The following is a 12,275-nucleotide window of genomic DNA, read 5'->3' as shown; positions in this document are numbered from 1 at the left end:
TGTTAGCGGCGGGGATATGGGGTACTATTCAGTTTGTGTACGTGCACTAAACAGCCATTCGTCACATAAACCACGCCCTGTTTAACTGGGAGGCACAATTGGAAAACAGACGCCGGGAAATAGCACCTTCAGCCGGCCGGCCACGCTTGATCAGGCTGCTCGACCGGCTGCTGCTCGACCGGCCGCTTCACGTCCTACTGCTTTCTGTCCTGATCGCCGGAATGGCTTGGTTGCCGGGCTGCGGATCGGACGGCAATCCGGCCGCGCCCGCCCCGGCCGAACCGGACCCAACGCCCGAACCGTCCTCGCCACCACCTCCCGCGACGGTTTCGCCTTTCTCGGACATCGAGCGCGGAATCCTGGCGGGCATCAACGTCTATCGGTCGCAGGGCGGCATGTGCGGGGATGACTCCTACGATGCGACCACACCGGTTTCCTGGGATGACGGCCTGGCCGAAGCCGCGAGGGTCCACATGGAGGACCTCCTGGCCAACGATCTGTCCGCCGATTACCATACCGGATCGGACGGCTCGAGCATTGCGGACCGGGTTACAAGAGCAAGCCCGCAGACGGCGTGGCTCGTCCTTGGCGAGAACATCATTCTCACCCAGGGAACGGCGCGTGATGAGTTGAAGGACAAATGGCTTGCCGACTGGCACGCATCCCCGGTCCACTGCAGAAACCAGCTGAACCTCGTATTTAACCGGGCGGGTGTAAGCGTCGGCGTTAAGAATGGAATGTACGCCGCCGTCGTTGTCTTCGGCCAGAAAGCGGGCGCCTGACAGGCCGGACTGTGCCTGCACGGCCACTCGATTGGCCAGCTGATCGCCTGGCGCTACGGCCTTCCTCGCTTCCGTCGAGTAATCGTTCCTGTTTTCACAATGATTGCAAGGAGGATCTTAATGTTCTTTGCCATCCCGATTCTTGAACTGTTCTTTCTAATGATCACGTGGATCATGATAAGAACAATAGTGAAGCGGTTCTGTTAAATGATATCAACGCCGCCCAGACTGATATCCATGACTGTTCACGGTACTCCTCCGAATAAATCTCTTTAAGAAAAAACACACGACTCGGTAGTTCAGCCATTAGTGATTCAGCACATTCGAACTGAACCGCAACTCGGTCAGCCCACCCCTACCAATCGTAACATCTCCCACCATTCTGTACAGCCCGGACTCGACCGGCGTATACACGCACAGCTTGTTATCGCCGCGCACCGTGCCGGGTAGGGTCGTCCAGCCGAATTCGTCCTGCCGTTGCCATCTCGAATGGTGAAATCGGAAACTCGCCGCTTCGAATCCCGTCCCGTACACCGTTTGCGGGTCCACGTCGATGCAGGAGCCGGCCCCCTGCGCGGACAGTCCGAAGAACTCCACGCTGTTTGCCGTGACGATCAGCCTCGGTAGTGACTGGTAGTTTTCGTTATCGTCTGGATGCGCCGGTGCGTTCACCGTTACGGGGATGGAGATCGTAGCGCTGTTTCCGCCGGGATCCGAGGCCTTGACGGACACCGTGGCGCTTCCCTCGGCCAGCGGCGTGATTGTCAGGACCGGTCCGGACATGGCGACGGTGAGGACGGACACATCGCTCGACTCCGCCGAGTAGCTGAGCGGTCGCCCCTCGGGGTCCTCGAATGCCGTCGCGAAGTTGATCGTCAGACGCTCCCGCTCGGCCGTGAGTGTCTGCGCTTCAAAGGTCTCGACCGCCCTGGGCGGGAAATCCTCCGGAGGTCTCGGCTCCACGCTTGTATCGCCGCCGCATCCCGATCCCAGTCCAAATCCCAGTCCCATGGCCACGGAGATCAGCAGCAGATACGTCCTAACGGTTTTCATGGTCTTCCCGCTCCTTCCCTTTTCTAAACCGATACAAACATTGGCGCGCCGATAGCAGGCAATGCGGCAGGCGCAAGGATCCAGGACAAGCACACGTGCGGGCATTGACACCCGCCTGGTTTGATTTCGGTCAAAAGCGTGGATCTGTTATGAATTTGAAATTACGAACCTCGATTTTGTATTGCAAAATCATACCCATAATATACTTTAAATTATTGATATTCAAATTTATATAATACCTGTTCTGCAAATCGTGTACCTGTGGCGCCATCCGTAATGTTGGTCATCACTCTTTTGGAGGGTCTCCATGCACCGATATCTCTGTATCCTGATTCTGGCCTTTGCCTTTGCCTGTGGCAGTGACAACGGCCCCACAGCGCCCGAGCCCGAGCCACCCGCTCCGACGCCAGTGCAGCCCACCACACCCGTGACGCGCCCCGTATGCACGGTAGGCATGGAATTGGGTCCGGGGGATAGTTGTGAGTTTGCTGGTGCTGTGTTGAGTGTGCGTGAAGACGGTTTCGGTTGTGTGGGACCGTTATGCGCTGGTACAAGTGTTACCATCAATGATTTCAGCGCCACCAGGATTGCAGGGACGGACCGTTGGAGAATCGACAGTCTTCCGGGAGGTTGATATACGTTCCAGGCAATCTCCAGTAGGTAGGAAATGGCCACGACGTGTGGCACAAAGCTGTGACAGGAGAGCCGAAATGAAAACGAGACTGATCGCAGTGATGATCGTGACGGTTGCCGTGACCCTGTCGGGATGCATGGCCTCGCAGCACCGAAGGGCCGTGCAGGACGACTCCGCCGACCGGGTGACCGTCGGAAAGGTGCAGCAGTCCATCCGGGTGGGCATGAGCGGCGCGGAGGTCGCGGGCGTGCTCGGATCGCCGAACATCGTGTCGACCGATGAAGAACGTCGCGAAGTCTGGATCTACGACAAGATCTCCACGGAGTCGGTGCATTCGAGCAGCGACGGCGGGATCCTGTCGCTCATTTTCGTGGATCTGGCAGACGTGCTGACGGGTGGGGCGGGCGGACTTTCCGGATCGTCCGGCGCCGAATCCACCTCCCAGCGGACGCTGACGGTCATCATCAAATTCGATGAAAACAAGCTCGTCAGAGACTTCGCGTACCATACGTCCAGGTTCTGATCGGTCGTGATGGCCGCGCGACGGCATGACCGATGCCTTCGGGGGTAGCCTTTAAGGAGATATCCTATGGACGGGAATGTAACCTGGCTGCTTACGGGCGCAGTACTGGCGGTGGCGGTTCTGACGAGTTGCATGGCCGGTTCCCCGCAATTCTTCGAGCCTACTCCGGAGATCCTGCAGAACAGGGAGATGAAAACCCGGAAATACGAAGGGATATCCGAGGTGGATATCCTGTCGGCGTCCGCCGCAGCGTTGCAGGACCTGGGTTTCAGTATCGATGAGAGTGAGACGAAACTGGGCATAATCGTCGGCTCGAAACGGAGCGACGCAAGCAGTGACGTTGAGGAAGCCCTCCAGGTTGTTACCGCTATATTGAGCCTGGGCACCGGGGGCATGGTGATCGACGAAGTCCAGGAGTTCCGGGCTTCCATTGTCATCCGCCCGGCGTCGACGGAAAACGCCGAGAACCACAACGTCAGCGTGACGTTTCAGCGGACCGTCTGGGATTCGAACGACAGGGTATCGAAGCGGGAAACCCTGGAAGCCCCTGAGATCTACCAGGATTTCTTCGATCGGCTATCTCGGTCGGTTTTTCTGGAAAGGCAGGAACCATGAGACACGCCAGACTGATGACGGTTGCAATGACCATGTGCCTCATTGCTGGGTTGTCGGGGTGCGGTTCATCGAGCAGGCAGCTTACCAGCATGGAGGACAATCAGGTCAATCTGCGGAACCTGCAGTCCCGGGCATTCGACATGACGGACAAGAACAGGATGCTCAGGACGGTGATTTCCACGCTGCAGGATTTCGGCTACGTCCTGGACAAGGCGGATGAAGAGCTTGGGGTGATCACCGCGACAAAGTTCGACCGTGGGACGCGCAGAATAACGGTTACCGTCCGGCCGAGAGGAGAGACCCAGCTGCTGGTGCGGGCGAACCTGCTACGTGGTCAGAGGGCTGTAATGGACATCGAGGCCTATCAGAACTTCTTCGCGTCGCTGGCGAGATCAATCTTCCTGGACGCGCACCTTATCGAGTAGTCAACGTATGGCCGGCCGGGTACGGCCCGCTATGATTCAGGGCAGTTTCCTGGCGCAGAAGTACCCCGTGGTTGTGGACCAACCCAGGCCGCCGCCGCTTCGCCAGGTTCCCGTAAAGCCGTCCTCGTCGATGCTGCTTACCGACAAAACCGTGTACTCCCCGTCGTAGCGCACCAGGTCCTTCCGGTTGGCATCCGAACCCAGCCGCAGCGTGATGATGGACCGTTCGTATTCTACCCGCTCAAGCACGAGCACGCCGGGGGCCGACGGATCCCTGCTTCCCGGATCGCCGACACGATGTGCGCCGACCGATTCCGGGTCGACGTCCGTGAACCCGTAGAGGGGCGTCGAGGGATCACTCGCCGGGACTGTTGAGTTCGACGGGTCCGGAGTGTCCGACGAGTCCGACGAGTTCGTCGAGTCCGCGTGCCAGGCTTGCCGACGCAAGGTGAGCAGACCGGAAACGGCACGGCGGGAGGTACGGGTGGAATCCGCCGCGGCACCGCTGGCATCCGCCACTTTGCTGGAGTCCGTCACTTTGCTGGAGTCCGTCACTTTGCTGGAGTCCGCCACGAGGATCAGGTGATACCGGCCGGCGCGATCCGCCAGCGTGGCATCTGCGTCCAGGGAACCGGCCGTGGGTTCGCAGTCGTGTTCCCCGGATGATGTGGGCGGTGCGGTCAGTGTCGCATCCGAGGCCGAGGTTTGCTCACCGGTGGAATCGCCGTTCGAAAGCGTCTGCATAGCCGTTGCGCAAGCGGCGGTGAGGCCCAGGATACAAGCGAAGCCCAGGATATGAACCAACAGGAGTTCCTTCGCCATCGGCAGGTTCCTTGCGGCGTTGCAGGCTTTCGGGCCGGTCCGCGTACTCAGTGATTCAATACGTTTGATTGGAAACTAACCGCTTCATCACGTCAGCGCTACCAATTCGCCGCGTCGGGCACGCCCTGGCTCGTAATCACTTCCAGGCCCGGTTCGGGCAGTACGCGGCGGGTCGGCGGCATGCCCGCGCCCGTCACGGCCCAATCGTGCAGGAACCCGCGTACCTGGCCGGTGGCGCGGTCCAGCAACAGCGCCGCGGCGCTCTCGCCTTCCTTGTCCTGTATCACCACGCCTTCCGGGCCGGAGAGGGTGATCTGATCCAGCCTCGCGGGCCAGTCCGCCCGGACCGGAAGGATGAAGTTGAAGCCGCCGCCGCCGATGTCGCCGAATGCGTTCATGTCGAATGAAACATCGAACAGGACGCTGCCGTTCGCGCTCTGCCCCGTGAGCCGGTACGGGCCGCCGCTTTGGGGAACGTCAGGTGGCGCGTCTACTGCAAAAGCCGGTTCCAGCACGAGGTCTCCGGATGCGTCTACATGGCCCCAGAGCATCAACCCCAGCGTGGTGGTCGGCGTTACCGCCACCCGGACGTCTTTGGACTGTCGCCAGCTAAGCGCCTTGTTGAAACTGTAGTAGCCTATCCACTCCGGCTCGCAGTAGCTCATCAGGTCGGGCCGGCTGGGGGATATCAGTTCCCGGCTGCTGAAGTCGTAGCCCCACGCGCCGATGGAGCCGTCAGATTCCGGATAGTTGGGGTCCGGTCTGGCCGGACCGCCGCACGGCGAATGGCGCAGTGACAGGTTGTGGCCGAACTCGTGCGCGATGACGGGACCCTGCAGCACGGTCACGCTCGAATACTCCCTGTTGAGCCCCAGGAAATAACCGCCAACGTAGGCGATCCCCAGCAACCCGTTGTCTCCTTGACGTCTGAAGACGCCCATATAGTAGGTGTCCGGGTTATCTTCCATGCCGCGGATAGACTCCGTCAGGGTAATGAGTTCCTCGCCGTAATCACCGGTCGGATCGTAAGAAACGAAGACCGGGTCGTGCACGTCGAAGGTAATGTCGCCCACCGGCAGATAGTCGCGGGTTTCGCGCAGGAGTTCGCCGCCCGCGGTGATGGCGTTGATCTCCGTCAGGATGGAACGGTCCGGGTTGCCTTCCCAAAGAAAGGGAATCGCCAGGATGTCGAAAGAGCGAACTGTCCTGACGTCGATGGAAGTGCGGCCCGTGGGCGGCATGCGCCGGGCAATCCCGAGCGCCGCGTCCAGGGTGCTGTCCGGATCGATCTCGACGACCATCTCCAGGCCCGGCTCGATGACGGAGCCGGGAATCAGCGCATTGGAAGACAGTTCCAGCACGCCCTCTTCGATCTGCTCGGGTATGCTGGCGGACTTGCCCGGTATATCCGCCACGTGGGCGACCGAGCTGTTATGGTAGAAGGTTGCGCGCACCGGCGGTATGCCTACGCCCTCGTCGCCGTCTCTTGCCAGGAATACGCGCAACAGGGCCTGGTCGCCTTCGATGAGGGCAACGGGGTCGCCGACCGACTGTACCGACTGCGTGAGGTACGCGGCGGCGTCGGCGCCGACGATCGTTGGTTTCTCCATGACGTCGATGGAAACCGCGCCGGAGCAGTTGTTCTGGTCGTTCGTTTCAGATGAAAGCGCGTCCACGCAGGCGCCGTAGTAGTACGTGCCGGCGATGTCGGGCGCCGCCAGACTGATGGATTCGTCGCCGGTCCGGCCGCCGCCGAGCCTGGATACGTAGTCCGTTCCCACTTCCGTATCGGCCGGGGAAATCGTGGTGTCGTCCGACTGGTAGTAGCGAAGCGTCGTCGAGGAAGTCGCGTCGCCGGCGCCCTGGTTGGTGACGGTCACACTCAGGACAAACACTTCCGCCACCTGCGGACCGGCGTTGGATACCGTGGGCAGTCCGACGATCAGGTCTGGACCCACGACCGCCACCATGACCGCGGCGGAGCAGTTGTTCCCGGTATCCGACTCCTCGGACAGCGCGTCCACGCAGGCGCCGTAGTAGTGCGTGCCGAGCGTCGCGGGCGCTCTGAGCGAGATCCATTCATTGCTGGTCGACGATGGTCTGAGCGACGAAACGCGGTCCGTACCTACTTCCGTGTCGCTGGAGGTAATGGCGGCGTCGGTGGAAAGGTAATAGCGAAGGGTCGTGGAAGACCCTCGGCCGTCGCCCTGGTTGCGCACGATGGCCCGGAAGGTGAATCGCGCATCGGCACTTAGTTGATCTTCGCTTACCGTCGGCGATTCCACGATGAGGTCCGGCGCGAGCACGACGGGATTCTGCACGGTCACGCGGATCGTCTGCCTCGCGGTCAGGCTGCCGTCGTCCGCCGTAACGGTGATGGTCGCGTTGCCCGCCGACTTGCCTTCCACCGTCACCAAACTGCCCGAAGTGGCCGCCGTGGCGACCGCCGCGTCGGACGAGGCGGCCGAGTACGTCAACCGGTCGCCGTCGGGATCGCTGAAATAGGTGGTTACGGCGATCCGTACTGATTCGCCCACGTCCACGTTCTGTGCCGGGATCGTACCCTGTGCGACGGGCGCCTGGTTGACGGGCTGGCCCACCGTCACCGTCACGGCGACGGAGCAGTTGTTCTGCGTGTCGGATTCGTCGGACAGCGCTTCCACGCAGGCGCCGTAGTAGTACGTGCCCTCGTCTGAAGGCGCATTCAGCGCGATCGATTCGTCGCTGGTCTCGGACGAGTCCAGGGAGCGCACGCTGTCCGTGCCGACTTCCGTATCCGCGGCCGAGATCGTGGCGTCCCCGGAGCGGTAGTAGCGCAGCGTGGTCGAGGATGAAGCGTCGCCGTCACCCCGGTTGCGAACCGTCGCCCTGAACGTGAATCGCTCGCCGGGTTCCGGACTGCCGTCGCTGACCGACGGCGATTCAACGATGAGATCGGGAAGCGGGACGACGGAACGTCTTACGGTGACGCGTATCGGTTGCCCGGCGGTCAGACTGCCGTCGCTGGCCGTGATGGTGATCGTCGCGCTGCCGGCCGACAAGCCCCTGATCGTCACCACGCTACCCGGAATGAATGCGGTCGCGACCGCGGCGTTTGACGTCAGGGCCTGGTAGGTCAGCGTATCGCCGTCGGGATCCTCGAAGTACGAGGACACGTCCACCGTGACCGACTCGCCGCCGTCGACTTCCTGGTCGGGAATCATGCCCCGGGCCACCGGGGGCTGGTTGGCGGTCTGCCCCACGGTCACCGCGACGCCCACGGAGCAGTTGTTCCCCGTGCCCGTCTCGTTGTCCAGCGCGTCCACGCATGCGCCGTAGTAGTAGGTTCCCGCCGCATCGGGCGCGGTCAACGAGATCGACTCCTCGGCGGTTGCGGCCGCGTCCAGCCTGATTACGAAGTCGGTTCCCACTTCGGTGTCACTGGCGGTGATCGTGGCGTCGCTCGAGCGGTAGTAGCGGAGCGTCGTCGATGAAGCCGCGTCGCCGCCGCCCTGGTTCCGGACGGTGGCGCTGAGGTCGAATTGCTCGCCGGGCGCCGGGTTTGGCTCGCTGACGGTCGGGGCATCGACGACCAGGTCGGGACTGCTGACGGTAATGGTCACCCCGCCCGAACAGTTGTTGCCCGTGTCGGCCTCACCGGGCAGGGGATCCACGCAGGCCCCGTAGAAATAGGTACCGCCGTCCGTAGGCAGTTCGAGGAACCTGAGCGTCCGTTCCTGTGATCCGGACGCCTCCAGGGGAGATACGGACCACGTGCCGACCTCCGTATCGGCGCTTGAAATCGTGGCGTCGCCGGACTGGTAGAAACGAAGGGTCGTCCACGCGACGGCGTCACCGCCGCCCTGGTTGCGCACCGTGGCGCTCAAAGAGAACCTGCCGCCCGCGGTGGAGCTGACGTCGCTGACCGTAGGCCGCTCGACGATGAGATCCGCCGTTCTCAGGGATATGGTCACCGCCGCCGAGCAGTTGTTCTGCTGGTCGGTTTCCTCCGTCAGGGGATCTACGCAGGCGCCGTAGTAGTACGTGCCGGCCGCTGACGGCGCGTAGAGCAGGGGCAGGAACCATTCCCGGGTCTCGGCTGGATCGAGGGGTAGTATGGGCCGGGAATCGAGCTCCGTGTCGGCGGTGGAGATCGTCGCGTCTGTGGACCGGTAGAAGCGCACCGTCGTCAGGGATATGGATCCGCCGGCGCCCTGGTTCCGGACCCTGGCGGTCATGGAGAAGCGCTGCCCGGCGCTCAGGTTGGTCTCGCTCACCGCCAGAGAATCGACGACCAGGTCGGGTCCACCGACGGTCAGCGTCAATGCTGCCGAGCAGTTGTTCTGCTGATCGGTTTCTGCCGCCAGCGGATCTACGCAGGCGCCGTAGTAGTAGGTGCCGGCCGTTGACGGAGCGTTCAGGGCGGGCAGGGACCACGCCTGGGTCTCGTCCGCGTCCAGTGTGAGTATCGGCCGCGTGCCGAGTTCCGTATCGGCGGTGGAGATCGTGGCGTCGGAGGACTGGTAGAAGCGCAGCGTCGTCAGGTCTACCGTGGCGCCGGCGCCCTGGTTCCGCACCCTGGCGGTCATGGTGAAACGCTGCCCGGCGCTCAGGCTCGTTTCGCTCACCGCCAGGGAATCGACCACCAGGTCGGGCCCGCCGACGCTCACCGCCACCGCGACCGAGCAGTTGTTCTGCTGGTCGGATTCTTCCGGCAGAGCATCGACACAGGCGCCGTAGTAATACGTGCCGGCGGCCGACGGTGCGTTGAGGACGGGCAGGGACCACTCCCGGGTCTCGTCCGCGTCGAGCGGGAGGATGGGCCGATCACCGAGTTCCGTGTCAGCGGTGGAGATCGTGGCGTCGGAGGAACGGTAGAACCGCAGCGTTGCCAGCGCGAAACCGGGGTAGTCCGCGCCCTGGTTCTTGACCGTCGCGGTCATGGAAAAGCGCTGTCCGGCGCTCAGGCTCGTTTCGCTGACTTCTACCGATTCGATCACGTAATCCGGCGAGGTTGCCTGCCCGGTGGACTGCCCTGCCTGGCCGGTCACGACGGGCTGGCCGGTCACGACGGGCTGGCCTGCCTGGCCGGTTGGTTGCTGCCCGTCTTCGAGGTTTTCCGATCTGCTCGCCGTGGCGGTCGTGTCCGCGGCGTCTGATGGCTGCGGACCAGCAGGCGGCGGAGTTGCTGTAGTCTGTGGCGTGGCTGCTGTGGCCTGTGGACTGGTGGTCGCGGCCTGCGTACCGGTGGTCGCGGCCTGCGGCCTTGCCGCGGTCTTTGGTGCGGCCGCTTCCTGCCGGGAGGAGTTGGTAGGACTGTCTTTCCCGCAGGTGAAAAGCGTAACGGCCACCAGGCAAAGGATAACCGGAAATCCTACTTTAGCGGTACGATACATCAGATAGCCACACCTTGAAGCGACGGCAGGCGCCGCGGCGGTTTACGGGTTTGTCGATCCGGACTACTCGTCCGGGCAGACTGGTATGTCGCTGAGATCCGGGATTTCACTCAGCCATTCCAGGAATTCCTCGGATAACGGCACGCAAAGTTGAGTTCCGTTAACGTGCAGGCTTTCCAGGTCGAGCCTGGAAAGCGCCAGGGGCAGAGGGCCGGAAAGTTCCGGGTTCGAGGCCACGTCAAGCGTAGTCAGACTGCCGAGCCGCCCGATTTCCGGCGGCAGCGGACCCGTGAGCCGATTGACCGAGAGATCCAGGTGGACAAGGGCCGCCAGTGTTCCGATTTCGGGGAGGATGGGACCCGTAAACGCGTTGTCCCCGAAATCGAGCACTTCGAGCGCATCAAGATGCTCGAGTTCAGAGGGAATCTCGCCGGACAGTTGGTTTCCGGCGAGATGGAGCGTTTCGAGATTCTCCAGGTGCTGGATTTCCGGGGGCAGGCCCCCCGCCAACTGGTTCCCTTCGAGGTTCAACGCTTCAAGCAACCTCAGTTGGCCGAACGAGGAAGGAATTCCGCCTGACAGATGATTGCCGCCGAGGTCCAGCACCGCGAGGTTACCGAGTTGCCCAAGTGCATCCGGTAGTGGTCCTCGAAGGTTTTTCCCGTTCAGCTCCAGCCGGGTGACCATGCCGTCGGCGTCGGTCGTGACGCCATGCCAGTCGTCGAGCGGGGCGTTGGACAGCCAGTTCGTCCGGTCCGACCAGTCCGGTCCGCCCGTCATTTCGTAGAACGCGACGAGCGCATTCCGATCAGGACTCGAAACCACCGTCGTCACGGTGAAGCTCTGCGTGGCGCTCAGGCCTTCCGGGTCGGTCGCACGGACTGAGACCGTCGTTTTGCCCGGCGATACCGGATGGATCGTGATCCGCGCCTCCATCGCTTCGGCCGTGGCGACCTGTTCGTCGCTCGACACAGCGGTATATACCAGGCTATCGCCTTCGGCATCGAGAAACGCGTCGGACACGTTCAGTTCCTCGGCCGGACCTCCTTCAACCAGTCTCAGGTCCGCGAGCATACCCACCGCCTGCGGCCGGGTATTCATCACCGTATCGGCTGTGACGGTGACGGATATGGCCTGCGTGGCGCTCAGGCTGTCCGGATCGGTCGCCGTGACCGTCACGGTCGCTTCGCCGGCCGCGACAGGACGGATGGTGACGGTGGCGCCGGACGCTTCCGCCGTGGCAACCTGGTCGTCGCTGGTTTCCGCGGTATAGGTCAGTTCGTCGTCGTCCGGGTCGCGGAATGCGGAGGATACGTCCAGCTCCGCGGGAGGACCGTTCTCGACCAGTGCCTGAGGCGCTATTTCATCCACCGGCTCCGGGGCGCGGTTGGGAACGGGCGCCGATACGGTCACCGTGATCCCGTTCGAGACGCTGCCCGATCGCGCGGTGATGCGGGCCGTTCCGTTGCTCACCGCCGTAACCAGGCCTCCGGTACTCACGGTGGCTACGCCGGTGTTGCTCGATGACCAAGCCACCGATGCCCCGGTAATCGGACTGCCGTTCTGATCGTTGACCGTGGCGGTCAGTTGCGCGGTCTGGCCCAGCGAGGTAAGCGTCAGGGAAGATGGTGTGATCCGGATACTGGTCGGGACGGGTTGCGGCGTGGGCGGCGGCGTGGGCGTTGGAGGTGGTGTCGGCGTTGGAGGCGGTGTCGGCGTAACGGGCGACGTCGGTCCGGGTTGCGAAGAACCCCCGCCGCCACAAGCGGCCAGTGCTGCCGAAACGACGAATAGCGCGATAACGAACAAGATCAAGCGGGACGTAAGCAAACCGGGAAACTCCCTGAATCGTGTGCTCCGCTCGTGTGCTCCGGGAGGAGGGTCATTAATAAAACATGTTGAATGTACTAGTAATATAACCGTTCAGTTGATACACAGTTTCAGTTTTTTTGTCTTTCGTTCGTTTTTCGCATGCGAAGTACGACACAGTCGTTTTAATTACGTTTGGACTTCCCTTAAATCCTGGCAACCATCTACAGCGGATAC

Annotated in this window: 8 protein-coding genes; 4 read left to right on the top strand and 4 right to left on the bottom strand. The window is 62.3% G+C overall.

Annotated elements, in window-relative coordinates:
• Nucleotides 1-98 precede the first annotated feature (98 nt).
• Nucleotides 99-782: a CAP domain-containing protein gene (locus OXH56_05205; GenBank protein MCY3554702.1), complete on the top strand. Its 684-nt coding sequence runs from the start codon at nucleotides 99-101 to the stop codon at nucleotides 780-782.
• A gap of 306 nt (nucleotides 783-1,088) precedes the next feature.
• Here the strand turns inward: OXH56_05205 and OXH56_05200 are convergent, their stop codons facing one another.
• Complete coding sequence (locus OXH56_05200; GenBank protein MCY3554701.1) at nucleotides 1,089-1,835, bottom strand: hypothetical protein; 747 nt, start codon at nucleotides 1,833-1,835, stop codon at nucleotides 1,089-1,091.
• Nucleotides 1,836-2,545: 710 nt separating this feature from the next.
• Between OXH56_05200 and OXH56_05195 the strand changes: the two genes are divergently transcribed.
• The 3 genes from OXH56_05195 to OXH56_05185 all read left to right on the top strand — a co-directional run bounded on the left by OXH56_05195 (nucleotide 2,546) and on the right by OXH56_05185 (nucleotide 4,032).
• On the top strand, nucleotides 2,546-2,992 hold the full coding sequence (locus OXH56_05195; GenBank protein ID MCY3554700.1) for a hypothetical protein: 447 nt from the start codon (nucleotides 2,546-2,548) through the stop codon (nucleotides 2,990-2,992).
• A gap of 66 nt (nucleotides 2,993-3,058) precedes the next feature.
• A complete protein-coding gene (locus OXH56_05190; protein MCY3554699.1) occupies nucleotides 3,059-3,607 on the top strand; it encodes a hypothetical protein in 549 nt (182 codons plus the stop codon).
• Nucleotides 3,604-4,032 (top strand): hypothetical protein, encoded by a 429-nt coding sequence (locus OXH56_05185; GenBank protein MCY3554698.1) that lies wholly within the window; start codon nucleotides 3,604-3,606, stop codon nucleotides 4,030-4,032. Before OXH56_05190 ends, OXH56_05185 begins: the two co-directional genes overlap by 4 nt.
• A gap of 36 nt (nucleotides 4,033-4,068) precedes the next feature.
• Here OXH56_05185 and OXH56_05180 read toward each other — a convergent pair whose 3' ends face one another.
• The 3 genes from OXH56_05180 to OXH56_05170 all read right to left on the bottom strand — a co-directional run bounded on the left by OXH56_05180 (nucleotide 4,069) and on the right by OXH56_05170 (nucleotide 12,059).
• Nucleotides 4,069-4,854 (bottom strand): hypothetical protein, encoded by a 786-nt coding sequence (locus tag OXH56_05180; GenBank protein ID MCY3554697.1) that lies wholly within the window; start codon nucleotides 4,852-4,854, stop codon nucleotides 4,069-4,071.
• A 98-nt stretch (nucleotides 4,855-4,952) separates the two neighbouring features.
• Nucleotides 4,953-10,184, bottom strand: coding sequence for an Ig-like domain-containing protein (locus OXH56_05175; GenBank protein MCY3554696.1), 5,232 nt, complete (start codon nucleotides 10,182-10,184; stop codon nucleotides 4,953-4,955).
• Between the two features lie 108 nt (nucleotides 10,185-10,292).
• Nucleotides 10,293-12,059: an Ig-like domain-containing protein gene (locus OXH56_05170; GenBank protein ID MCY3554695.1), complete on the bottom strand. Its 1,767-nt coding sequence runs from the start codon at nucleotides 12,057-12,059 to the stop codon at nucleotides 10,293-10,295.
• Between the last annotated feature and the right edge of the window lie 216 nt (nucleotides 12,060-12,275).

This window comes from Gemmatimonadota bacterium (assembly GCA_026702745.1).
GTDB lineage: Bacteria > JAAXHH01 > JAAXHH01 > JAAXHH01 > JAAXHH01 > JAAXHH01.
This window is presented reverse-complemented; position numbering and strand designations above follow the sequence as displayed.

Coding starts and splice junctions, on each gene's coding strand:
- OXH56_05200 (MCY3554701.1), bottom strand. CDS start 1,835: ATGAAAACCGTTAGGACGTATCTGCTGCTGATCTCCGTGGCCATGGGA.
- OXH56_05195 (MCY3554700.1), top strand. CDS start 2,546: ATGAAAACGAGACTGATCGCAGTGATGATCGTGACGGTTGCCGTGACC.
- OXH56_05190 (MCY3554699.1), top strand. CDS start 3,059: ATGGACGGGAATGTAACCTGGCTGCTTACGGGCGCAGTACTGGCGGTG.
- OXH56_05185 (MCY3554698.1), top strand. CDS start 3,604: ATGAGACACGCCAGACTGATGACGGTTGCAATGACCATGTGCCTCATT.
- OXH56_05180 (MCY3554697.1), bottom strand. CDS start 4,854: ATGGCGAAGGAACTCCTGTTGGTTCATATCCTGGGCTTCGCTTGTATC.